Here is a 24,285-nt window from a genome sequence, read left to right as displayed (position 1 = left end):
CTCTCTTTTATGAAAACAAACGATTCAAATCTTCCACCGAGTGTTCGAAGGTTGACGGTTCATGAATTCCCTGCCTCAAAAATTCCATAATGGCAGGATGATAATGGATCGCTTGATCGATCTCTTTACTGGAACCTTTTTTATACGCACCGATCTGGATCAATTCTCTATTCTCTTCGTAAGTGGAAAGAAGCGACCTCAACTGCTGGGCACGCTCGATATGGGATTCCGATACGATCTGTTTCATGACCCGGCTGATCGATTTCAAAATATGAAGAGCAGGATATTGCCCCTGTTCCGCAATTTTGCGGTCAAGAATGAAGTGGCCGTCCAGAATACCGCGGACGGTATCTGATATCGGTTCGTTCAGATCATCGCCATCAACGAGTACCGTATAAAAGGCTGTGATCGTTCCTTTATCACTGGAACCAGTCCGCTCCAGAAGTTTCGGAAGTTTCGCAAAAACCGACGGCGTATAACCTTTCGTTGTCGGCGGCTCTCCTGTCGCTAAGCCGATCTCTCTTTGTGCCATAGCAAACCTTGTAACCGAGTCCATCATCAAGTTAACGTCATATCCAAGATCCCGGAAGTATTCACTGATCGCCGTCGCTGTATAGGCGCCTTTGACCCGCATCAATGCCGGCTGGTCGGAGGTCGCGACAACTAAAATCGAGCGCTTCCTTCCTTCTTCTCCTAAATCATTCTCAATAAATTCCCGTACTTCCCGGCCGCGTTCGCCAATTAATGCAATGACATTCAAATCGGCCGAACTGTTCCGGGCAATCATTCCCATCAGCGTACTTTTTCCTACTCCGCTTCCGGCGAAGATTCCGATTCTCTGTCCTTTTCCGACAGACAGAAGTGAATCAATGGCTCTCACCCCGACCTGAATAGGCTCTTTGATCGGTGGTCTCTCCAAAGGATTCGGGGGGGCCTGGTCGGTCGGATACGGTCTTAGACCTTTGGGCAGCGCGCTCCCGTCCAGCGGATTACCCATTGCATCGAGAATGTTCCCGATCAGACCAATGCCTGCCTTGACATTCAGCGGCTGCTTTGTTGCTTCTACAAGACTTCCCGGACTGACCTCCCGAACTTCCTGGAACGGCATCAGCAGGATGTTTTCGTTATGAAAACCTACCACCTCCGCTGCCACTGGTGCCACTTTCCCAGATGGGGAATGGATATAGCAAAGGTCCCCCACGGATGCGTCCGGTCCCTTCGATTCAACCATCAGGCCTACGACGCGTTTTATCCTACCGAACCGTTTATATGTATCCGCCTGCCGGATTGCTTCCTGATAGATCGACTCATTCATCGCTGTCCACTCCAAACGCGGCTTCAAACAGTTTCTCCCTGAGTTCGGACAATTGACTGTCCACTCCTGCACGAATCATCCCAAAGGGAGATTCGATGACGCAGGCGTAGGGGGAAAGTTCTATGTCTGCATAAAGAACGAGCTTTGTGTGAACGTCGACCAATCTCTGGAGTTCTTCCATCTGGTGATGGAGAAGTTCGTACTGATCCGGATGAAGCTTTACTGTAATTTCCGGCTGATCCTGGACTTCTTTGACGGCATGCCTTACCAAAGATAGAAAGTAGTCATCGGATTGATCCAGCTGCTTTTTAACGACCTTCTCCGCACAAGCGACTGCTAATCGAAGAATGGTTTGTTCGCTTTCTTCCACCACTCTGTCATGCTGCTCTTTAGCCTGCCCCATGACCCGGTTGGCTTCCGAGATCTTCTCTTTGTATGACTCAAAACCTTCCATCCTTCCTGCTTCAAAGCCATCCAGGCGGCCTTCGTTAAACGCTTCTTCTGTAATAAGACGCTTTTCTTCTTCCCATGTCTTTCGCCACTGTTCTATTTCTTTTTCTGCTTTCTGAAGAATGCGCTCCCGCTCCGCTTCTGCTGAACGGAGTATTTCTTTCTGCTCCTGCTTCGCTTCTTGAAGCTCTGCATGGTGACGGGACTCCTCCCCGCGCGGGCCGATTGCAACTTGCCGGAGTTCAATGACGCGTCCGTGTTGATTGGATTTACACAATGATGTCATCTCCTCCGCCTCGGGCGATTACGATTTCACCAATATCTTCAAGGCGCCGGATTGCAGACACGACCCTTGTCTGTGCCTCTTCCACGTCACGAAGCCTGACTGGACCCATGATTTCCATCTCCTCTTTGAAGGTTTCGGCCATTCGCTGGGACATGTTCTTGAATACCATTTCCTTTACTTCTTCACTGGAGACTTTCAAGGACAAACGTAAGTCGTCATTATCGACTTCACGGATGACCCGCTGTATCGCACGATTATCAAGGGCAACAATATCTTCGAATACGAACATTCTCTTCTTAATCTCTTCCGCCAGTTCTGGATCCTGTATTTCCAAAGAGTCAAGGATCGTCCGCTCTGTACTGCGATCGACTCCGTTCAACACTTCCACAACCGCCTGTATACCGCCCGTATCGGTGTAATCCTGCATAACCGTAGTCGACAGCTTCTTCTCCAAAATCTGCTCGACTTGGCTGATGACTTCCGGGGAAGTGGAATCCATCGTGGCGATTCGTCTCGCTATATCCCCCTGCAGCTCCTGTGGCAGCTCGGAGAGTATCTGACCTGACTGCTCTGAATCAAGGTAGGAGAGCACCAGTGCGATCGTCTGAGGATGCTCATTTTGTATAAAATTCAAAATCTGTCCCGCATCGGCCCGGCGCGCAAAATCAAACGGCCTCACCTGCAGCGAAGAAGTCAACCGTCCAATGATATTGGCGGCCTCCGCAGGTCCAAGCGCTTTCTCCAGTATCGTTTTCGCATAACCGATTCCGCCTTGGGAGATATAGTCCTGGGCGAGGGCAATTTGATGAAATTGATCCAAAATCTCTTCTTTTTCTTTTGCATCGACTTTTTGTACCGATGAAATTTCCAGCGTCAATTGTTCAATTTCTTCTTCGTTCAAATGTTTGTACACTTTTGCTGCCACATCCGGCCCAAGGGCTATAAGCAGGGCGGCAGCTTTTTGTTTTCCTGTTAATCTTGTCTTTCTTAAGGCCATCCTTCAGACCCCCTTAATCTTCTGCAATCCATGACCGCAATAGTTTCGCAAAATCTTCCGGCTTCTCATTCGCCAGTTTCTCCAGCTGCTTCCGTTTCTGTGTGGACTCGTCTTCTTTCTCCTGTATCTCCTGCACTTCTTTCGATCGCTGCTCGATCAGTGGTTCTTCAAAATAGACGTATTCTTCCTCTTCCTCTACGTTCCTGCGTCGGAACAACAAGATCAAGAGCAGGATGATGAGTAGCGCGAGGACGCCGCCAGTAATATACACCCACAGAGGAATTCCCGGCTGTGCTTCAGGGGCGTCCGGTTTGCCATTGAACTCCTGGAAGACGATCGACACATTCTCGTCTGCCTCAATTTGATCTTCATAACCAGCATCGATGGAAGTCGTTATCATGGAGTCGACAATGGATTGAATGCCCTCTTCTACGGTCTGCTGCTCAGCGGCGGTCAAATATTCAACTTCGCCCTCTGCATTTGTCCCTTTTGTGTTATCCACAGCAACCTGAATACCAAGATTTCTTACTTTATACGGACTTTCTTCAATATTTCTCTTGATCCGGTTGAACTCGTTGTTGATCGTTTCGCGATTCATTTCATAATCGCCGTCTCCGCCCTCTTCACCTGCAGGGTAGTTGGCTACATCTTCATCTCCTGCTCCTGGAACGCCGCCTTCCGGAACGCCGCCTTCATAGGTTTCTTCAATGCGCTCCACACTTACCGGCAGTCCTTCCATCGTTTCAGGATCAACCGGTTCAACAAGCTCTTCGACACGGTTTTCTTTTGTAAAATCGATATCTGCAGTTACGGTTGCCATGACCTTTTGTTGACCGATCATGGTACCAAGCATCCGCTGCAGGCGCTGTTTTATGTCCCGTTCAATATCTTCTTTGACATTTTGTTGATATGTATAAGCGTCGGAGCTCCCCGCTAAGGAAGCATCATTAATGTCAAAATAATTAAAATTCTGATCCATGATGACGATATTATCTTTAGATAAATTAGGAACAGACTTTGATACCAGATTGTACAGCGTCTCTACTTGAGGCTGTTCGATACTTGCTCCCGGCTGTACGTTCAGGACGACGGATGCTGAGGCTTCCTGACCCTGCTCCGATGCAAACACCTGCTCCTCCGGCATGTTAATCATTACTTGGGCATCCTGGATTCCACTGATCCCTTTCATGAGATTGGCAAGCTCGGTCTGCATCGCATCCAGTTTGATGACATCAAACTCATTGTCCGTCATCCCCCATGATGTGTTGGCACTGAAGAATCCGTAATCGATCCTTCCGCTGTTCGGAAGACCGGACGCAGCAAGATCAACGAGCAGCGACTCCGCTTCTGTATCCGGAACGAGTATCGTCGTTCCGCCCTTATCCAATTCATAAGGAATGCCCCTTGTATCCAATTCTGATTTGATCTGGCCAATTTCCTGAAGCGTCAAATCACTGTAAAGTGGTGTCATCTTGGAACCGCCTTGTAAGACAGCAAGCAAGACTGCGGCCAGAATGACAGCTGCAACGGAACCAATGATCCAGCCCTTTTGTGATTTTTTCCGCTCTTTCCAAAACGACACGACTTTCTTTCTGTATGCGTTTATTTTTTCTTTCATAGCTGCCCCCAAAAAAAGCACAACCTACGCGAATGGTTTAGTGCTGATAATCGTTCGGTAATAATTAAACCTGCATACGCATGATTTCTTTGTATGCCTCAATTGTTTTGCTCTGCATTTCCACTGCCATCTGCATCGTTACACTCGCTTTTTGCGATGTAATCATGACGTCGTGCAGATCATCAATCTCCCCACGAGCAAGCGCCTTCGTCTTATTATCCGAAGCAATTTGTGCTTCATTGACCTGTTCAATCGCCTGCTTCAGCTGATTTGCAAAGGCCCCCTGGGCTTCCCCTGCAGATACGGCTTTTTTCCACTGGGATCCATTAGCTGAGGACATTTGCACCGGGGTATTCATCATGGAAGTCATTTCGACCATTCCAGTCCCTCCTTATTTTCCGATTTCCAAAGCTTTCATGAGCATATTCTTTGATGCATTGACAGCTGTTACGTTGGCTTCGTATGATCTTGTAGAACTCATCAAGTCAACCATTTCCTGCAAGGGATCCACGTTCGGCATTTCTACATATCCCGCTTCGTCAGCGTCTGGATGGTTAGGGTTGTACACCGTTTTAAAGGGTTCTGGATCTTCTACGATCCTTGACACTTTTACGCCGCCGTCCTCTCCAGAACCGGTCCGGGCCTGCGACAAATGACTACGGAAGCCAGAACCTTCACTTTGGAATACCGGCATCTTTCTACGATATGGCTCCCATTCACCGTTTTCATTCTGAACCGCTCGTGTAGCATCGGCATTCGCTATGTTGGAAGATACAATATCCATCCTCAACCTCTGAGCCGTCAAGGCACTCGCGCTTGTATTCATTGCCCGAAATATACTCACCCTATCTACCTCCTTTTATCACCGACTCCAAGCTTTTGAATTTCCCGCTCATCCGATCGACCAGTGCCTCATACTGAATTTGATTTTGAGCAAGGTCATTCATTTCTTTATCCACATCTACGTTGTTGCCGTTATGGCTGTACGTCGTCCCGGTTTTAGTAAAGGTATGAAAAGAATTGGACGTACGAGCCCGGAAATCAATGTGACGCTCATCTGTCCGTTTTGTCTGAATAGAAGCCAGCTCTCCATTCAACACGTCCTGAAAAGCTACTCCTTTAGCCTTATATCCAGGGGTGTCAACATTAGCTATATTGTTGGATATTGTTCTGTTTTTAGCTGTTGTGAAGTTTAAAGCCTGTTCCAATGTGGAAAAAGTACTACTGAATATGGTCATCGGCATCTCCTTTGTTTCCTTTATTCGACATTTTCTTTGATTACAGAAACAATTTTAAAAAAATTTGTATACCTCTGTCTATCTTTCCCGAATGATTTTTACAGAAGCTCGCCAAACACATCGAAAGAACTAGGTTTTTAATCCCCTTAATATGGAAAATAGTTACATATGTACAGGTCTTCTATTATAATGAACATTATGACATAGTTAATTGTCGAATTGTATTAATTTTTTGTCAAATATTCAAAATACTACTTATGTAAGTCATTTAAGGATAATTATGTAATTATTGCATAAAAAAAGCCGCTTTCAGCTGAAAGCGGCTTTTTTTATTATTTTAATTCGTACGAAGCTTTTGAAGCTCCAGTAGGAAATTATTATTAAGCACTTTGATATACGTACCTTTCATTCCCAATGAGCGTGATTCGATGACACCCGCACTTTCAAGCTTACGAAGCGCGTTTACAATGACGGAACGCGTGATTCCGACACGGTCTGCAATTTTACTGGCAACAAGTAGTCCTTCATTACCTTCCAGTTCATCGAAGATATGCTCGATGGCCTCCAATTCACTGTAGGAAAGAGAAGAAATTGCCATTTGAACGACAGCTTTGCTGCGGGCTTCCTGTTCAATCTCTTCTGTCTTCTCGTGCAGGATCTCCATTCCGACAACGGTTGCACCATACTCAGCAAGCAGCAGGTCATCATCATTAAAACTTCCGTTCAGACGGCTCAGGATCAACGTTCCTAAGCGCTGACCACCTCCGATGATTGGTACGATTGTCGTCAATCCTTCTTTGAACAATTCCTTGTTCTCTACAGGGAAAGCCGTATACTCGCTGTCAATATCGATGTCCGGCGTCGTTTCCTTAATGTTGAATAAATTTTGGGTATACTCCTGTGGAAACTGTCGTTCAGAGAACATTGCGTTCATGCGCTCGTTTTCAATTTCCTGGTTGATGGCGAAGCCGAGCAGCTTCCCACGGCGGCTTACAACGAATGTATTCGCTTCGATAACGTCTCTCATCGTTGCGGACATTTCATTGAAATCCACCGATTTTCCTGTTGTTGTTTGTAACATAGCATTGATTCTGCGTGCACGTTCTAGAAGTTTCATGTGCGTTTCCTCCTTGTTGATCTCATCCTTATAGAATGAATCGTGATAAGTCTTTGTTTTTTACAATAGATGATAGTTTGCTGTCTACATACTGTGGTGTAATCTCGATCGTTTCCATCGTAACGTCAGGAGCTTCAAAGGATAGATCCTCAAGCAGCTTCTCCAAGATTGTATGGAGACGCCGAGCTCCTATATTGTCGGTTTCCTGGTTCACTTCGTGAGCGATTTCTGCAAGTCTAGTAATAGCATCGTCAGAAAATTCAACCTTTATACCTTCAACTTCAAGTAATGCTTTATATTGTTTCAAAAGCGCATTGGAGGGTTCTGTCAAAATGTTCTTGAAATCCGCGACGCTCAGTTTATTCAATTCGACCCGGATCGGGAACCTTCCCTGGAGCTCAGGGATGAGATCGGACGGTTTAGCCATATGAAAGGCACCGGCAGCAATGAACAGAATATGATCGGTCGATACGGGGCCGTATTTCGTGACGACCGTTGAACCTTCAACGATCGGCAGAATATCACGTTGAACCCCTTCTCTGGAGACGTTCGCCTGATTGTCTCCTTTCGCTGCCACCTTATCAATCTCGTCGATAAAGATCATCCCGGACTGTTCCACCTTGGAAACGGCCTCCTGTCCGACTTCATCCATATCCACAAGCTTGCCTGCTTCCTCTTGTGTCAATACCTTTCGGGCTTCTGCAACAGAGAGCTTCCGTTTCTTCTTCTTCTTCGGCATGAACTGGCTGAAAGCATCCTGCATGTTCATTCCCATCTGTTCCATCCCGGAACCTTGCAGCATATCGAACATGGATGCTTGAGATTCTTCCACGTCAATTGTGACCATGCGATCCTCAAGCTCGCCGAGATCCAACTGATGTCTGATGCGGCTACGCTTCGTTTCAATTTCCGTTTCGTCTTTATCCTCAGCGGAATCCTTATCCTCTTGACCGCCTTGATTAAAGATCATCTCAAACGGGTTCTTAAAGTTGTTGCCCTGCTTCTTTTTGGAAGGGACCAGCAGCTTGACGAGTCTTTTGTTCGCCTGCTCCTCTGCACGGTCTTTGACCGCTTCCATCTTCTCCTGTTTAACCATACGGACAGCCATCTCTACAAGATCACGAACCATGGACTCTACATCGCGTCCGACGTAACCTACTTCCGTAAATTTCGTCGCTTCCACTTTTACAAATGGCGCACCGACCAGTTTGGCAAGACGGCGGGCAATCTCTGTCTTCCCTACCCCCGTCGGTCCCATCATTAGGATGTTCTTCGGAACAATTTCATCCTTCAGGTCATCCGTCAGCTGCATGCGACGGTATCTATTCCGAAGAGCGATCGCGACAGAACGCTTGGCACTGCCCTGGCCGATAATATATTGGTCGAGCCTTTCGACGATTTCTCTAGGCGTTAAATTTAATGACATACGTATGCCCCCTTAATCGAGAACTTCCAAAATGATTTGATCATTGGTGAATACACAAATTTCACCTGCAATTTCAAGTGCAGCTCTGGCTATCTGTTCCGCGGACTGCTCTGGGGAATAGCGCTTAAGCGCTCTTCCTGCACTGAGGGCGAAATTACCTCCGGAACCGATGGCTAAAATACCATCATCCGGTTCTATTACTTCCCCTGTACCAGACACTAGAAACATGTTTTCTTTATCCATTACGATCAACATCGCTTCCAGCTTACGGAGAACGTTATCGCTCCGCCACTCTTTTGCAAGCTCTACCGATGCTCTTGCAAGGTTGCCGTCGTAACTCTCCAACTTCCCTTCGAACTTCTCGAAAAGAGTGAATGCATCTGCAACAGAACCGGCAAAACCAGCGAGCACCTGATCATTGAATAATCGCCGCACCTTACGTGCGGTATGTTTCATGACGACTTGATTTCCTAGGGTAACCTGACCGTCACCGCTCATCGCACTTTTCCCCTGATGCTGTACTGCGAATATCGTTGTAGCATGAAATTGTTGATCCATAACCTTCACCTCTTATTTGCTCTTGGATGGGCATTCATATAAACATTCCGTAACCGGTCTTTCGTAACATGGGTGTAAATTTGTGTAGAAGACAGGTGCTCATGTCCAAGCAGTTCCTGAACTGCACGGAGATCGGCTCCTTCGTTCAGAAGATGAGTGGCAAAGGAGTGACGCAGTTTATGCGGATGAATATCCACAGTAAGCGCTGCCTTCTGCACCATTCTCTTCAAAATCAGACGAACACCGTCGGCCCGGAGAGGTCCACCTTTAGCGTTTAGAAACACTCGATTCGTTGCTTCGGTCCTTTTGTCAGACAAAACTTTTCTGCCGCTGTTGATATAGGTTTCAAGTGCTTCTCCCGCATATTGGCCGAACGGGACATACCTTTCCTTTCGCCCCTTCCCGTGTACCAGGACGGTACGCAGAGAAAAAGCGATGTCTCCCATTTCCACTCTCACGCATTCGCTGACCCGAATACCTGTTCCATACAGTAGCTCGATAAGCGCCTGGTCCCTCTGTCCAAGAGGGGTATCAAGGTCACTTACCGTAAATAGATGCTCCAGTTCTTCTGAATAGAAGAATTCAGGGATTGGTGCATCCTCTTTTGGAAGCGAAACGTTGATGAAGGGATTATTCGCGAGAACCTCTTCTCTCTCTAAAAAGCGGAAGAAACTTCTCAGACTAGATATTTTTCGTGAAACCGATCTTCTGGAGTACCCGTGCTCATGCTGCCTCGATAAAAAGACCCGGATCACAGGGTAATCACAGTCGTGTATAGTGAAGCCTTCAGATTGCAGAAAATCAGCAAATTCATCGATGTCTCTTCCGTAATGTTTCACGGTCAATGGTGAAGCATTTTTCTCAATCTGAAGATATTCCATGAATTCTTCTTTATAATTCTGCATCGTTTTTTGTCACCTCGCAAAGGCGCTTAAATTTTATCACATGCATGTTCCGAATAACAATGGATTTAATAAAAATGTAACAAAATTCTGAATTGTTTCCAACTATAAGCAATCGACTTGAGCATGTTTAAGTCATTAGTCATGGGTCCAACCTTATTTAACCAGCTGTCAAGTATGTAGCCTTACCAAACCGTAATTATAGCGCCACCTACTTCCGGTGTCAATCAAAAAGGGAAAAGAGCCTACAACTATAAGGATAGTCATAGGCTCTTATTTATATAACCGGATTATGCCTGCGGCTCTTCTTTATAATCACAGCTTGTACATTGGATTTGAGTGCCCTTCTTGACTTTCTTCTCCACAAGAAGCGATTCACATTTCGGACAAGGGCGGCTGATCGGTTTATCCCATGAAATGAAATCACATTCCGGGTACCGTTCACAACCGAAGAATTTCCGGTTTTTCTTACTTTTTCTTTCCACTACTTCGCCTTCTTCACACTTCGGACAAGTGACGCCAACCTTTTTAAGGATCGGCTTCGTATTCCGGCATTCCGGGAAGTTGGAGCAGGCGAGGAATTTCCCGTAACGGCCCATCTTGTAGACCATTTCATGACCGCAATTCTCACAATCAATCCCAGCCGGTTCGTCTTTGATTTCCACTTCTTCCATTTCTTTCTCCGCTTTTTCCAAGCGGGGCTCGAAACCTTTGTAGAAGTGCTGGATGATATTCACCCACTCCTCCTTGCCGTCTTCAATGGCATCGAGGTCATCTTCCATTTCTTTCGTAAAGTCGACGTCAATGATTTCAGGGAAGTACTCCTTCAATTGTTCTAAGACGATTTCCCCTAATTCCGTCGGTACAAAACGCTTATTATCAAGGGCTACGTACCCACGACGCTGAATGGTGTCGAGTGTAGGAGCATAGGTGGACGGACGACCTATACCAAGTTCTTCCAGCGTTTTTACCAAGCGGGCCTCTGTGTATCGCGGAGGCGGCTGGGTGAAATGCTGATTCGGCTTGATTTCTTCCGCTTTCACCGTCATTCCTTCTTCCAGATGAGGAAGCAGTTTATCTTTCTCTTTTTTATTATCATCGTTTCCTTCCACATATACCTTCATGAAACCTTTGAATTTCACTTCTGATCCTGTGGCACGGAACTCCACTCCTTCATTATAAAGGTGGACAGTCATGGTATCGAGTACGGCAGGAGCCATCTGACTGGCGATGAAACGATCCCAAATCAGTTTATAAAGGCGGTACTGGTCGCGGGAAAGAATGCTCTTCATAGCTTTAGGATCACGGTCGGCACCCGTCGGTCTAATGGCTTCGTGTGCGTCTTGTGCTCCTTCCTGCTTCTTCGCTTTCTTATCTGCACCCAGGTACTCTTTGCCAAAGTGGCCTTCCACATACTGTTTCGCATCTTCTTTAGCGGAATTAGACAGCCTTGTGGAGTCTGTACGCATGTAGGTAATTAAACCCGTCGTGCCTTGTTTTCCGCCAAGATCAATCCCTTCATATAACTGCTGGGCGATCATCATCGTTTTCTTGGCTCGGAAGTTCAATTTCCGCGCCGCTTCCTGTTGTAAAGAAGAAGTCGTGAACGGAAGGGACGGATTCCGTCTGCGCTCTCGTTTGTTGACTTTTTCAACGGAAAAATCTTTTCCCTTCATACGGCTCTGTATTTCTTTAACGTCGTTTTCTGTCTTCAATTCCTGCTTCTTCCCATCAACACCATAGAATGATCCTTGGAAAGCTTCCTTATCCTTCAAGAAATCAGCGTCGATCGTCCAATACTCTTCAGGCTCGAAGCTCTTAATCTCATTTTCCCGATCGATAATTATTTTTACGGCTACGGACTGCACACGCCCGGCGCTCAAACCTTTCTTAACTTTCTTCCAAAGGATCGGGCTGATGTTGTATCCAACAAGGCGATCAAGAATCCGGCGTGCCTGCTGGGCGTCAACGAGATCCGAATCGATCGAACGCGGATGTTTGAAAGAATCTTTGATCGCTTCCTTCGTAATTTCGTTGAAGACGACCCTGCAGTCGGAGGTATCATCAATATCGAGGCTGTGGGCAAGGTGCCAGGCAATTGCTTCCCCTTCACGGTCGGGGTCGGCTGCGAGATATACTTTCTTCGCTTTCTTTGCAGCGGTTTTCAGTTCTTTCAGGACGGGTCCTTTACCACGGATGGTTATATATTTTGGTTCGAATTCATTTTCAACATCCACACCCATTTGACTTTTCGGTAAGTCGCGGATGTGACCAAGTGAAGCCTTCACTTTGTATTTTTTTCCGAGATAGCGTTCAATTGTTTTTGCTTTCGCTGGTGATTCAACGATTACAAGATAATCTGCCATGTAGGTTCCTCCCATAGAGGTAAATTTCTCTGTTCCATTCTTTGATAATTTTTCATAAATAAATCTTCCCTATTATTAAATACAATGAAACCGTTTGTCAAACATGTTTCTTGAAAAACAACGCCCCGAGCTAAGCCGCATCTCCTTAAGTATCTCCCTGTTCACCCTGAAATTATCTCCTTTTGAATTCTCGGAACAGGAAAGCGTTTCCTACGAAAAACAGCGTGATATCAACCTTTTGAGGAAACGGTTCGGTACGTTTAATAAACAGAATATATGGAAACGGCACCTTTTGGCAATACATATGTTCGGGAGCGTGAAAAAAGTTACAATTTAATGAAATATCGGTCGGATATGGAAGCGAAAAGGAAACGATCCCAATTTCTATTCCCAGTCCTCCCATATATCCTCATAGGTATGGACAAGTTTCGCACCATCGTTGATCATCCGATGGCACCCTTCGCTCGTTTGACTTCCCGCCGGACCTGGCAGAGCATAGACGTCCCTCCCCTGCTCGAGAGCCTGATCGACCGTTATAAGGGTCCCGCTTCTAAGGCGGGCTTCCACTACAAACGTCGCTGTAGATAGACCGGAAATAATACGATTTCTTTCTGGAAAGTGATACTTCTTAGGCGGCTGATCCGGCGGATATTCACTGATGACGAGTTGAGTTTCAGCGAGGGTTCTATAAAGACTCTCATTATTACGGGGATAGACATGATGAAAACCGGAACCGAGCACAGCTATCGTTCTTCCCTTATTTTCCACTGCCAGCTGATGGGCATATTGATCGATTCCCTTGGCCATTCCGCTGATGATCGTAAAGCCCTTTTCTATCAGCGGGACTAGAACGGACGTCATCGCAGGATAGGCATATTTGGAAGGCTTTCTTGTTCCAATGACGCTCAACGGGCGAAAGGGGTGTAATAGAGAAGCGTCTCCTTGGAGATATAAAATGAGAGGAGGATCTGGGATTGTTCGGAGAAGGGGTGGATAATGCCTGTCGAACCATGTAACAACACGGCCGTGTTGTAAGATTTTGTCGAGTTTCTTCATTATATTAGGGTCGTTCCTATGATGAATGATACCAGCAGCACGGACGGGGGAAATACCAAGCATATGGACAAGCTCCTCCGCATCGGCACGGTACGGTAACAGCAGATCTGAATCTGCTCTCCCTATCCTTTTTAACAAAGAACGGGACATTCCCGGGATTTGATGCAGGGCGATCAAACGTGTTCTCCTGTTATTCAATCAGGCACCTTCTTTCCATTAGATAGAGACCGTGCCTTTAGATCGACACGGCCTCCGCCTTAGTTACTTAGTGGGTCTTGCATTTATCGAAGAGATTTTGCTCTTTCAACACTTTTATAAGCGTTTCTCCCATAACGGAAGGGGTTTCCGCCACTTCGATTCCGCATTCATTCATGACGCGGATCTTTTCGTCAGCTGTACCTTTACCGCCTGAAATAATGGCACCGGCATGCCCCATACGCTTGCCGGGAGGTGCTGTACGGCCTCCGATAAATCCAACGACCGGCTTCTTCATATTGGCTTTTACCCATTCGGCTGCCTCTTCTTCTGCCGTTCCGCCGATTTCCCCGATCATAATTACGGCTTCTGTATCTGGGTCTTCGTTGAAAGCTTTCAAAACGTCGATGAAGTCTGTGCCATTGACAGGGTCACCGCCGATTCCGACAGCAGTCGACTGGCCGATACCGGACTCTGACAGCTGATGAACCGCTTCATATGTGAGTGTTCCGGAACGGGATACAACTCCGACATGTCCTTTTTTGTGGATGTAGCCCGGCATAATACCGATTTTACACTCATCCGGAGTAATAACACCAGGGCAGTTAGGACCGACAAGGCGCGTTTTCTTTCCTTCCATGTATCGTTTTACTTTAACCATATCCAAAACCGGGATATGTTCTGTAATGCAGATAGCGAGATCAACCTCTGCATCTGTCGCTTCCATAATCGCGTCAGCTGCGAATGGTGCAGGTACATAGATGACGGATGCGTTGGCTCCTGTTTTTTCTACAGCTTCTGACACAGTATTGAATACCGGAATACCTTCGACTTCGGTTCCACCTTTACCAGGTGTCACTCCTCCGACGATTTGTGTACCGTAATCCACCATTTGTTTCGTATGGAATAGTGCAGTCGAACCTGTGATACCTTGGACTATTACCTTTGTATTCTTATCAATATAGACACTCATCCGTTTTCCCCACCTTTCTTACTTGACCAGTTCTACGATTTTTTGTGCACCTTCTGCCATGGAATCTGCAGAAGTGATATTTAGTCCGGATTCTTCAAGAATTTTCTTCCCTGCATCCACGTTCGTTCCTTCTAAACGTACGACAAGTGGAAGCGTAAGCCCGATTTGTTTAGTTGCCTCTACGACACCCTGGGCAATGACGTCACACTTCATAATTCCTCCGAAAATGTTCACAAAGATTCCTTTTACGTTTTCATCGGACAGGATGATCTTAAACGCTTCGGTTACCTTCTCCGCAGTCGCACCGCCTCCTACGTCAAGGAAGTTAGCAGGATCACCACTGTAGTGTTTAATTGTATCCATAGTCGCCATTGCCAGGCCCGCACCGTTTACCATACAACCGATATTGCCGTCTAATGCAATATAGCTAAGGTCATACTTGGACGCTTCTACTTCTTTCGGATCCTCTTCATCCAAATCGCGAAGTTCAGCAATATCCTTCTGACGGAACAAAGCATTGTCATCAAAGTTCAGTTTGGAATCCAGAGCGATAACGTCTCCGTCTCCGGTTGTGACTAAGGGATTGATTTCAGCTACAGAACAATCCTTTTGTACGAAGACGTCATAAAGTCCGAGCATGAACTTGACAGCTTTTCCGACCGCCTCCTTCGGAATATTGATTTGGAACGCCAACCGGCGCGCCTGGAACGGCGTCAAGCCTGTCACCGGGTCAACTACTTCTTTGAAAATTTTCTCCGGTGTAGCTTCTGCTACTTCTTCGATTTCTGTTCCGCCCTCTTCTGAGGCCATCATTGTTACTTTGCTTGTTGCACGGTCAAGGACAAGCCCGATGTAATATTCACTTTGAATATCGCAGCCTTCTTCAATTAGTAAGCGCTTTACTTCTTTACCTTCTGGACCAGTTTGATGGGTTACCAGGGTGCTTCCCAGTATCTCTTCCGCGTATGTACGCACTTCATCAAGATTCTTGGCAATCTTGACTCCTCCGGCTTTCCCACGTCCACCTGCGTGGATTTGTGCTTTTACTACAGTCACGCTGCTACCTAATTTCTCCGCTGCTTCAACAGCTTCATCTACGGTATATGCTACGTGGCCGTTCGGCACAGAAACGCCGAAATCACGCAAGATTTGTTTTCCTTGATACTCGTGAATATTCATGTTTCATCCTCCCATCATTTTTCACTGCATGTCCATTGTATAAAAAAACGCTATCAATTGTCCATACTAAGCTAGATTTCTGTCGAAAAATTCGCAAGATTGACAGATATTTTATTATGTAAACATAATCTATGCATTAAGAATTTCCCCATTCTTTGTCAGCTTTATAGACGAAAGCGAAAACTTCAGCAACGACATGATACAAATCTTCCGGAATGTGTTCATTCAAATCCAGTTCAGACAATAACTCCACAAGAGTCGGGTCTTCATGGACCGGAACATCGTGCTGCTCCCCTTTTTGTAGAATACGATCGGCCGTGCTGCCCGTCCCCTTCGCTTTTACTACCGGTGCCGCATGATGACCCGATTGATACCGGAGGGCGACCGCCCTTTTCTGTTTCTTGTTCATATCCACACATCTACTCCTTTCTTATCCGTTGCAGTTGTCTTCGGAGCACAGGTCTCTTTGGAATCATACACATGAAACTTTACCAGCCGGTATCCCTGCTCCGACAAACCTTGCTCCAGCTCTTTTTTATAGGATTCGACAAGGGCACCCGCTCCTTTTACCCCCGGCTCAACGAGTACGGATACGTTTTTATTATTGATTCGAAGGTCAAGGACCGTCTCGTCCAGGCTTTCAAGATTTAGATAAAATAGGATGTGACAGAATGACGGGTCCAAAGCTGAGCTGTTCCGCTTCTTCTTCCCGTCCATGGTTATGTAAATGTCACCGGAAGCATGAAAGACGGCTCCAGGGAGCTGAAGAAACAGCTGTACTCCTTGATCCGTCTCCCTGCGTGAGATCGACTGCATTTTATTTAACGTGTTCAGAGTCTCCTTGAGTACTTGCGGGGTCAGCAGGGCTTTTGATTCCGGATGCAGCAACAGAGATTTCAGGCTGTCTCTTTGTGGTTCTCCTGAAACCATCCGCTTTTCAGAATCGAATCCGTAACTGGCAACAGCCGCTTTCAAACGAATGTATGCATGTTCCTTTTCCGAAAGCTTAAGGAATATGCTTAATCGGCTGACCCAGTCCACCAGCAGGTCAATCATGGCCGGATCGTTTCTTATATGATGAAGACGACTAAGTAAATCAGGCCACACTTTGTCTACGGCCGGAGAAGAAAAACCAGGAGGAGAAGCAGTATCCTCTATCATCCCTTTTTCCAACGTGGTGGCAAAAGGAAGAAGAGGTGCTTTATGTGAAAGAGATGTCTTCATAATAGTAGGGGGATCAACCAACTCTCGAGACTGGACAACATCCCACACCCCTTTTAGTTTTTCCGCCATCTTTTCCAGGCTTTGTGGAAAGGGAGGTGATTCTTCCCCGTTTTCTGCCCATTGAAGCCAGGCAGAACGATAGGATGAAAAGGACTGGGTGGAAATTAAACCAATTTGACGGAAGAGCTGATACGAGCTTCGGTCTCCTTCTGCGACTTCCCGTAACAGTTTCGCTGCAGCAGATCCGGCTGCCGATTCCGAGGAATTCTCTGCAGTGAAGTGTGTCAGGACGCCTTGCAGCTTATTGATACGTCGTGATATCGGAGCTTGAGAGAGTGCTTGTTCCAGCTTGGCAAATGTTGCAGTGACAGAATGGGAGGCTTTCCTCACCAAGCTGTTAATCAGCGCAGGAGGTACCGTAAGCCCGCTCCTGGCCATGACCTGTATGAATTCGGCACTGTTTCGATCACTCTGTAAAAGAGGAAGGAATGGAGCGGTATGTGGTTGGGGGAAGACGGGGAGTGTATCCAGCATTGCTTTATCTGTGGAGAGGGGCTGTCTTCCTCCGGTCCGGGCAGGCATGGCTGCATGCCGCCCTTCGCGCAAAGCTTCCCACTTCATCACAGGTTCCGTTTCCAGTACTTTAAAGAAGTAGGTTCTGCCTTCTTTAACGTTAGACTGGGTATGAATAGAAAAAGAGCGGCCGCCGACTTCGACGACCGTTTTAGTACCCTGTGGGCGCTCTGACACATATCCTCGCACTACCTGATTCTTACCAGGGGTCTCCTTCATAGCAGCGTTTTGGATAATCGGACCGAGTTTGGACCAAATACCATTCAACATGATTATACGCCCTTTCTTACAAGACAGATTTCACAGGAGCGAAGCTCTTTCTATGGGCAGGTGTCGCTCCCAGCGTTCTCAACGCCTCTAAATGCTCACTCGTCCCGTACCCCTGATTAGACCGGAAATGATAACCAGGGTACGCCTCTTCCAGTTCTGCCATATAGCGATCACGAGTTACTTTGGCGATGACGCTCGCAGCGGCAATGGATACACTACGTTGGTCACCTTTAACGAGGCTTGTCTGGCTGCAGGCTGGATAATCGATCTCCATGGCGTCAATAAGCAGGTGGTCAGGTGATACAGGTAGCTGCTCTACTGCCCTCTTCATCGCCAATTTGGTAGCCTGATAGATATTCAAGCGATCGATCTCTTCACTTGATACGACACCTACGCCCCAGTCGGCCTCCTCCGTAATTCGGCAAAAGAACGCTTCTCTCTTCTTTAATGAAAGCTTCTTAGAGTCATCCAGACCCTCCAGATAGAAACCTTCCGGAAGAATGACGGCACCAGCAACGACCGGTCCGGCAAGCGGGCCTCTTCCTGCTTCATCAATTCCTGCAATCGCCTGCTTTCCTTGGGAAATCCATGCAATTTCAAATTGACGTTTCTCCTCGAACTGAGCTTTCTGCTCTGCTTTTTTTTCTTTCTCTTTCAAATAACGTTCCAAGAGCTTCTGGACACCTTTTCGTTCATCTCTTTGGAACGCCTCCCAATCTGCTGAAGTCATCGTTCCTTCTTTTATCCTTTTAGATATCTCTGCAATCGTCCGTTTTGACATGACAGTACGTCCACTACCTTTCTTCTTTTATCGGAAACATCTCTGCAATCATTAGCTTCTCTACATAAGAAAAAAGCGCAAGGCAGCTATTCCTGTGCGCTTTCTTCCTTATTCCGGACTTTCTAAACTGATCAAGCCGAATTTACCTGATCTTAGATCCTGAAGGATAACATCCGACACCTTCTCAAAATTGACGACGCCCCCGCTCTCGAGACACCCTCTTTTCCGACCAATCTGTTCGAAAGCTTCCATGATATCATCATAACGGTCGAATCCGAACCTCTCCTCAAGCAAAGCAGGATAATGGTCTCTCATGTAATCAAGAACATAAGCTGCCACATCTTCTTTCGGAAGGATCTGATCCTTGATCGTTCCGATGGCCGCAAGACGATAACCTACTTCTTCTTCTTCGAACTTCGGCCAGAGAATCCCTGGAGTATCAAGAAGCTCAAATTCCTTCTTCACTTTGATCCACTGCTGCTTAGTCGTTACCCCCGGCTTATCGCCGGTCTTGGCCATCTTTTTATTGGCAAGACGGTTGATGAGAGTGGATTTTCCAACGTTCGGGATGCCAAGAATCATTGCTCTGGAAGCACGCGGTCGAACGCCCTTTGCTTTCAATTTCTCCAGCTTCTCCCTGCCCAGCTCTTTCGCCTTCTGGACTACTCGTTGTACATCTTGTTTTTTATTTGCTTCAATTGCGACTGCCGGGATGGATGACGCTTCAAAATATTCGATCCACTCTGCTGTTTTCTGCGGATCGGCTAAGTCCTTCTTCATAAGGACGATCATCTTAGGTTTTTCTTGTAATATTTCATGCAGCATCGGGTTCTGGGAAGAGAAAGGTGCTCTTGCATCGACAAGTTCGATAACGAAATCGACGAGCTTCAACTTCTCTGCCGCTTCCCGCTTTGCTTTGGCCATGTGGCCGGGATACCATTGAATAGTCATCGTAAACCTCCTAATTAACAAGACTGACCCGATTAAGCGGCCAGTAGGACAAAACAGCCTGTCCGACAATTTGATCATCGGAGATCATGCCGAGCATCCGACTGTCTGTGGAATTGTTGCGATTGTCCCCAAGCACGAACAGATGCCCTTCCGGAACAACTTCATACGATCCGGGCAGCTCTTCCATGGAGAAGTCTTCGGTGAAACGCACACCCTCGGGAAGTTCGCTTTTTCTTTCATCAAGGAAAGGCTCGTCCACCGGTTCTCCGTTTACGAACAGCTGATCATTTTCATACTGAATGTGATCCCCGGGCAGACCGATGACACGTTTAATGTAATCTTTCCGCTCAGTCGCATGAAACACTACGACATCAAAACGATCCGCAGAGCCTAATGTATAGTTCAATTTACTAACGATCAAGTGATCCCCGCTATGTAGTGTATCCAGCATAGACGGCCCTTCAACAACAACCGGCGCAAACAGAAATACACGTACCACGACAGCAAGTACAGCTGCAATGACGAAAGCCTTTATCCAATCTAACCATTGTTGTTTCATACTAGTCCCCGCTTCCTGGGCATTCGAAACAGTTAAAAAGCTGTCTCCCAAATCTTTCTTGACTAGAAAAAAGGAGCTTGACAGATGCAAGCTCCTTTCTCTTGAAATTAGATAATTTCTTTAATACGTGCCGCTTTACCACGCAGGTTGCGCAAGTAGTAAAGTTTCGCACGACGTACTCTACCACGACGAGTACGCTCGATTTTAGCGATACGTGGAGAGTGAACAGGGAATGTACGCTCAACGCCTACACCGTAAGTAATTTTACGAACAGTGAATGTTTCGCTGATTCCGCCGTTCTGGCGCTTAATTACAACACCTTCGAATACCTGGATACGCTCGCGAGTACCCTCGACTACCTTCACGTGTACTTTTACAGTGTCACCAGGACGGAAGTCTGGGTGGTCTGTACGAAGCTGTTCTTTTGTAATGTCATGAATCAATTGTTGCATGATCTTCACTCCTTTTTAACTAATGCTCGTGTTTTCTATGAAACAGCGGAACATCGTTTTCCACTTAAACCGTTCGTTTAAGCACAAAGATTAATATACCACAGGACCGGGCAAAGTTCAACAGCTCTCAGCTATTTTCCCATTCCCTGATCCAAGATTTCTCCTTATCAGAGAGTTCCCTGTCTTTTAACAAATCCGGACGACGCTCGAATGTCCGTTTCAAGGATTGATAGTGGCGCCATTCTTCAATCTTGGCATGATTGCCTGACAGAAGGACATCCGGAACTTTACGTCCGCGGAAGTCGGCTGGTCTTGTATAGTGTGGATGTTCAAGCAGCCCGTTGGAAAAGGAATCCATCGGAGCTGATTGTTCATTACCAAGGACACCTGGTACAAGCCGCACCACGGAATCAATAACGACCATTGCCCCGAGTTCCCCACCCGTCAACACATAGTCTCCGAGCGATATTTCATCCGTTACAAGTTCTTCCCTTATCCGCTCATCATACCCCTCATAGTGACCGCATATGAACACTAAGTGGTCTTCCCGCGCCAATTCCTCCGCTTTCTTCTGGGAATGCGGTTCTCCCTGCGGGCATAAAAGGACGACCCGTGGTGGTTTTTCCGATTTGTCTTTGATGGCCTGAATGCTGTCAAAGATCGGCTGGGGTGATAATACGAGTCCTGCACCACCACCGTAGGGATAGTCATCCACTTTGTTATGCTTGTTCTCTGTATAATCCCGGAAATTCACATAATTATAAGTGAAGGCTCCCTGCTCTTGAGCCCGCTTCATAATAGAAGTCTGCAGCACCCCGTTGAACATTTCAGGAAAAAGCGTCAAAATATCGATATGCATCAGTCAAGCAGCCCCTCTATTGGATCGATGACCACCGTCTTGTTATCTACATCCACTTGCTTTACAACAGACTCTATATAAGGAATAAGGACATCTGCGCCCTGTTTTTGCTTGACAACCCAGACGTCGTTCGCACCAGGTGTCAGAATCTCCTTGATCAAACCAAGCTCTTCCCCTGTCTCCAAGTACACCGCACAGCCTATGATTTCATGGAAGTAAAATTCGTGCTCGCCAAGCGGAGCCTGAGCTTCCTCGGAAACCATCAGCTTCCCATTCTTATATTGTTCTACATCGTTAATGGAACCATGTTCCTCGAATCGAATCAGATCGAACCCCTTATGGATACGGTGCGTCGTTATGACGAGGGGTTTCGGCTCCTTGTTTTCTTGAACCAAGTAAAGCTGCTGTCCCGGCTGGAAGCGTTCGTCAAAATCCGTAACGCGATGGACCTTTACTTCCCCCTTGATGCCGTGTGTATTAATAATTTTTCCGACGTTGTACAATTGTTTATCCATGTATATGACTACCTCGCTCGTATGACTTTTCCATCTTTAATGACGATTTCCTGTTCCTGTGTTATGTCCTTCCAACAATCGCCTTCGTGGACGGTGACTAATACGTCTACTTCGTCCGTCTTGAGCTCACTTCCATCAGGCAGGATGTCCAGCTGTGTCGATTGATATTCCAACCAGCGAAGCTGATCTTTTCTCCGGCTGATTTCTTTAGAGAATCTCTTCTCGACTTCCTGCTTCGAGAGGCCGGGTTTACGTTCCAACTTCTTTTGTTCGAACATCAATTGCTCACATTCCTGATCAAGCTGTTTCCATTTCTGGTCGAAGTTCCGCTTCATCTCTGCACGGCTATTATTGGTCAGTACTTCTTTTACCGGGACTCTTCTGATGATCTGCATCTTCGTTCCCTCACCACCGCTTCCTCATGCGTTTCATACATGAAACTAGTAAAAAAGGGAAAGGTTCTCCCTCTCCCTTCTTACATGATATCCAAATAGATTCGCTTATCGGAATCTGAGCCTGCCGCATACACGACAGTTCGAATCGCTTTCGCAATCCGCCCGTTCTTTCCGATCACTTTTCCAACATCATCGGGATGGACGGAAAGATGATAAATCAGTTTATGATCTTCTTCTTTTACGTCCACCTTGATGTCTTCGGGATGATCGACAAGCGGAGTGACGATCGTTTCGATTAAGGCTTTCATGGGATCACCACTACTTCGTTATTGGTTTTTCTTTTCGTGGAACTGCTTCATGATGCCTTCGTTTGAGAATAGGTTACGAACCGTGTCGCTTGGCTTCGCGCCGTTGGACATCCAGTCGATCGCTTTGTCAGCGTCGATCTTAACCTCTACAGGGTTAGCGACTGGGTTATATGTTCCGATTTGCTCGATGATGCGACCATCACGAGGAGAACGGGAATCTGCTACTACTACACGGTAAAATGGGTTACGTTTAGAACCCATACGTTTCAGGCGAATTTTTACTGCCATATTTAACAACCTCCAAAATTTCTTTAATGTTTCACACAGATTTAGATTTTAGCAGAAGTTCAATGGTGTGTAAAGGTTTTTTCCATTACATAAACGGAAATTTAAATCCTTTACCTTTTTTCCCTTTGGTATTGCTCATCTGCTTCATCATTTTCTTCATTTCTTCAAACTGTTTCAAAAGTCTGTTGACCTCGGAAACGGACGTTCCGGACCCTTTGGCGATCCGTTTCTTGCGGCTTGCGTTCATGACGGACGGATCCTGACGCTCATGCTTGGTCATCGACTGGATAATCGCTTCCACATGAACAATCTGTTTGTCATCAAACGAGACGTTCTGCAAGCCTTTCATCTTATTGGCGCCGGGGATCATGTTGAGGATCTCATCCAACGGCCCCATATTCTTCACCTGCTGCATCTGCTCAAGGAAATCCTCGAAAGTGAAAGAGGCTGTACGCATCTTCGTTTCAAGCTCACGCGCCTGCTTCTCATCAACCTGGGTCTGTGCCTTCTCGATGAGTGTAAGCATATCCCCCATCCCGAGAATACGGGATGCCATACGTTCCGGGTGGAACGTCTCAAGCTGATCGAGCTTCTCTCCCATACCGGCGAACTTAATCGGCTTCCCTGTTACTGCTTTAATGGAAAGAGCCGCACCACCGCGGGTATCCCCATCCAGTTTTGTCAGGAGTACGCCGCTTACATCAAGCTGCTCATCGAAGCTTTCCGCTACGTTGACGGCATCCTGCCCTGTCATCGCGTCGACGACGAGGAAGATTTCATCCGGGTTGACCGCTTCTTTGATTTCCTGCAGTTCTCCCATCAGATCTCCATCAATATGCAGTCGGCCGGCGGTATCGATCAGCACATAATCATAGTGCTCTTCCTTAGCCTTGGCGATAGCATTCTTCGCAATATCCACAGGATTCGCTTCCGTTCCTTCCGCATGAACAGGCATACTCAGCTGCTTGCCAAGCGTCTCCAGCTGCTGGATGGCGGCCGGGCGGTAAATATCTGCTGCGACGAGCAGCGGGCTGCGGTTGTAGCTTTTCCTTAGGAGGTTGGCAAGCTTTCCGGTGGTCGTCGTCTTACCGGCACCTTGAAGTCCGACCATCATAATGACAGTCGGTGGTCGTTTGGCGACGGCGATTTTGCTTTCGTTCCCACCCATAAGCTCGGTGAGTTCCTCTTTGACGACTTTGATAACCTGCTGCCCCGGAGTAAGGCTTTCCATTACTTCCTGGCCGATCGCGCGCTCTTTAATGCGCTTGACGAAGTCTTTGACGACTTTGAAGTTTACATCGGCCTCGAGGAGGGCGAGGCGAACTTCACGCGTCATTTCTTTTACATCTTGTTCGGTCACCTTCCCTTTGCCTTTGATTTTCTTAATCGTTTCCTGCAAACGGTCGGATAAACCTTCAAAAGCCATTGAAAGCC

27 protein-coding genes are annotated in these 24,285 nt (G+C 46.8%); all 27 read right to left on the bottom strand.

The genetic code is table 11. The features are described 5' to 3' along the window. Positions 1-7: 7 nt before the first annotated feature. Positions 8-1,315, bottom strand: a complete 1,308-nt coding sequence (fliI, locus tag QRD89_RS09015; RefSeq protein ID WP_286096872.1) for a flagellar protein export ATPase FliI — start codon at positions 1,313-1,315, stop codon at positions 8-10. Next, the gene (gene fliH / locus QRD89_RS09010; RefSeq protein WP_286096753.1) at positions 1,308-2,042 is read right to left on the bottom strand and encodes a flagellar assembly protein FliH; all 735 of its coding nucleotides are present in this window, start codon (positions 2,040-2,042) and stop codon (positions 1,308-1,310) included. Before fliH ends, fliI begins: the two co-directional genes overlap by 8 nt. Next, entirely contained in the window at positions 2,035-3,048 is a 1,014-nt protein-coding gene (fliG, locus tag QRD89_RS09005; protein WP_008639530.1) for a flagellar motor switch protein FliG, read from the bottom strand. The genes fliH and fliG overlap by 8 nt, the downstream gene beginning before the upstream one ends. Before the next feature lie 13 nt (positions 3,049-3,061). Then, positions 3,062-4,666 (bottom strand): flagellar basal-body MS-ring/collar protein FliF, encoded by a 1,605-nt coding sequence (fliF, locus tag QRD89_RS09000; RefSeq protein ID WP_286096752.1) that lies wholly within the window; start codon positions 4,664-4,666, stop codon positions 3,062-3,064. A 64-nt stretch (positions 4,667-4,730) separates the two neighbouring features. Beyond that, positions 4,731-5,045, bottom strand: a complete 315-nt coding sequence (fliE, locus tag QRD89_RS08995) for a flagellar hook-basal body complex protein FliE (RefSeq protein WP_008639526.1) — start codon at positions 5,043-5,045, stop codon at positions 4,731-4,733. Between the two features lie 12 nt (positions 5,046-5,057). Continuing rightward, the gene (flgC, locus tag QRD89_RS08990; protein ID WP_026577469.1) at positions 5,058-5,510 is read right to left on the bottom strand and encodes a flagellar basal body rod protein FlgC; all 453 of its coding nucleotides are present in this window, start codon (positions 5,508-5,510) and stop codon (positions 5,058-5,060) included. 1 nt (position 5,511) lies between these two features. Beyond that, entirely contained in the window at positions 5,512-5,904 is a 393-nt protein-coding gene (gene flgB / locus QRD89_RS08985; protein ID WP_026577470.1) for a flagellar basal body rod protein FlgB, read from the bottom strand. A 337-nt stretch (positions 5,905-6,241) separates the two neighbouring features. Then, positions 6,242-7,021 (bottom strand): GTP-sensing pleiotropic transcriptional regulator CodY, encoded by a 780-nt coding sequence (codY, locus tag QRD89_RS08980; RefSeq protein WP_026577471.1) that lies wholly within the window; start codon positions 7,019-7,021, stop codon positions 6,242-6,244. 28 nt (positions 7,022-7,049) lie between these two features. Then, the gene (hslU, locus tag QRD89_RS08975) at positions 7,050-8,447 is read right to left on the bottom strand and encodes an ATP-dependent protease ATPase subunit HslU (protein WP_008637897.1); all 1,398 of its coding nucleotides are present in this window, start codon (positions 8,445-8,447) and stop codon (positions 7,050-7,052) included. Between the two features lie 12 nt (positions 8,448-8,459). Then, positions 8,460-9,005, bottom strand: coding sequence for an ATP-dependent protease subunit HslV (hslV, locus tag QRD89_RS08970; RefSeq protein WP_008637896.1), 546 nt, complete (start codon positions 9,003-9,005; stop codon positions 8,460-8,462). Between the two features lie 5 nt (positions 9,006-9,010). Continuing rightward, on the bottom strand, positions 9,011-9,910 hold the full coding sequence (xerC, locus tag QRD89_RS08965; protein WP_286096751.1) for a tyrosine recombinase XerC: 900 nt from the start codon (positions 9,908-9,910) through the stop codon (positions 9,011-9,013). A gap of 287 nt (positions 9,911-10,197) precedes the next feature. Next, positions 10,198-12,273, bottom strand: a complete 2,076-nt coding sequence (gene topA / locus QRD89_RS08960; RefSeq protein ID WP_008637892.1) for a type I DNA topoisomerase — start codon at positions 12,271-12,273, stop codon at positions 10,198-10,200. 384 nt (positions 12,274-12,657) lie between these two features. Next, positions 12,658-13,527, bottom strand: coding sequence for a DNA-processing protein DprA (gene dprA / locus QRD89_RS08955; protein WP_235601463.1), 870 nt, complete (start codon positions 13,525-13,527; stop codon positions 12,658-12,660). A gap of 67 nt (positions 13,528-13,594) precedes the next feature. Then, complete coding sequence (gene sucD, locus QRD89_RS08950) at positions 13,595-14,497, bottom strand: succinate--CoA ligase subunit alpha (protein ID WP_008637886.1); 903 nt, start codon at positions 14,495-14,497, stop codon at positions 13,595-13,597. Positions 14,498-14,515: 18 nt separating this feature from the next. Further along, complete coding sequence (gene sucC, locus QRD89_RS08945; RefSeq protein WP_008637885.1) at positions 14,516-15,676, bottom strand: ADP-forming succinate--CoA ligase subunit beta; 1,161 nt, start codon at positions 15,674-15,676, stop codon at positions 14,516-14,518. Between the two features lie 136 nt (positions 15,677-15,812). Next, positions 15,813-16,085: an EscU/YscU/HrcU family type III secretion system export apparatus switch protein gene (locus QRD89_RS08940; protein WP_008637883.1), complete on the bottom strand. Its 273-nt coding sequence runs from the start codon at positions 16,083-16,085 to the stop codon at positions 15,813-15,815. Further along, complete coding sequence (locus QRD89_RS08935) at positions 16,082-17,743, bottom strand: hypothetical protein (protein ID WP_286096750.1); 1,662 nt, start codon at positions 17,741-17,743, stop codon at positions 16,082-16,084. The genes QRD89_RS08940 and QRD89_RS08935 overlap by 4 nt, the downstream gene beginning before the upstream one ends. Before the next feature lie 16 nt (positions 17,744-17,759). Next, positions 17,760-18,524 (bottom strand): ribonuclease HII, encoded by a 765-nt coding sequence (gene rnhB / locus QRD89_RS08930; protein ID WP_286096749.1) that lies wholly within the window; start codon positions 18,522-18,524, stop codon positions 17,760-17,762. Positions 18,525-18,632: 108 nt separating this feature from the next. Next, positions 18,633-19,475, bottom strand: a complete 843-nt coding sequence (gene ylqF, locus QRD89_RS08925) for a ribosome biogenesis GTPase YlqF (RefSeq protein WP_008637877.1) — start codon at positions 19,473-19,475, stop codon at positions 18,633-18,635. Positions 19,476-19,485: 10 nt separating this feature from the next. Beyond that, the gene (gene lepB, locus QRD89_RS08920) at positions 19,486-20,034 is read right to left on the bottom strand and encodes a signal peptidase I (protein ID WP_026577475.1); all 549 of its coding nucleotides are present in this window, start codon (positions 20,032-20,034) and stop codon (positions 19,486-19,488) included. A 107-nt stretch (positions 20,035-20,141) separates the two neighbouring features. Next, positions 20,142-20,486 carry a 50S ribosomal protein L19 gene (gene rplS, locus QRD89_RS08915; protein WP_008637874.1) on the bottom strand — a complete coding sequence of 115 codons (345 nt, stop codon included), beginning with the start codon at positions 20,484-20,486 and terminating at the stop codon, positions 20,142-20,144. Between the two features lie 127 nt (positions 20,487-20,613). Next, positions 20,614-21,345 carry a tRNA (guanosine(37)-N1)-methyltransferase TrmD gene (gene trmD, locus QRD89_RS08910; RefSeq protein ID WP_008637872.1) on the bottom strand — a complete coding sequence of 244 codons (732 nt, stop codon included), beginning with the start codon at positions 21,343-21,345 and terminating at the stop codon, positions 20,614-20,616. Continuing rightward, positions 21,345-21,860, bottom strand: coding sequence for a ribosome maturation factor RimM (gene rimM, locus QRD89_RS08905; RefSeq protein WP_008637870.1), 516 nt, complete (start codon positions 21,858-21,860; stop codon positions 21,345-21,347). Before rimM ends, trmD begins: the two co-directional genes overlap by 1 nt. An 8-nt stretch (positions 21,861-21,868) precedes the next feature. Next, entirely contained in the window at positions 21,869-22,255 is a 387-nt protein-coding gene (locus QRD89_RS08900) for a YlqD family protein (protein ID WP_008637869.1), read from the bottom strand. A gap of 80 nt (positions 22,256-22,335) precedes the next feature. After that, a complete protein-coding gene (locus tag QRD89_RS08895) occupies positions 22,336-22,563 on the bottom strand; it encodes a KH domain-containing protein (RefSeq protein ID WP_008637868.1) in 228 nt (75 codons plus the stop codon). A gap of 18 nt (positions 22,564-22,581) precedes the next feature. After that, complete coding sequence (gene rpsP, locus QRD89_RS08890; RefSeq protein ID WP_008637867.1) at positions 22,582-22,851, bottom strand: 30S ribosomal protein S16; 270 nt, start codon at positions 22,849-22,851, stop codon at positions 22,582-22,584. Between the two features lie 85 nt (positions 22,852-22,936). Then, complete coding sequence (gene ffh / locus QRD89_RS08885; RefSeq protein WP_026577477.1) at positions 22,937-24,277, bottom strand: signal recognition particle protein; 1,341 nt, start codon at positions 24,275-24,277, stop codon at positions 22,937-22,939. Positions 24,278-24,285 lie beyond the last annotated feature (8 nt).

Source organism: Halobacillus sp. ACCC02827 (assembly GCF_030291935.1).
Taxonomy (GTDB): Bacteria; Bacillota; Bacilli; order Bacillales; family Halobacillaceae; genus Halobacillus.
The sequence above is the reverse complement of the archived record's forward strand: the minus strand, read 5'-3'. Positions and strand labels throughout refer to the sequence as shown.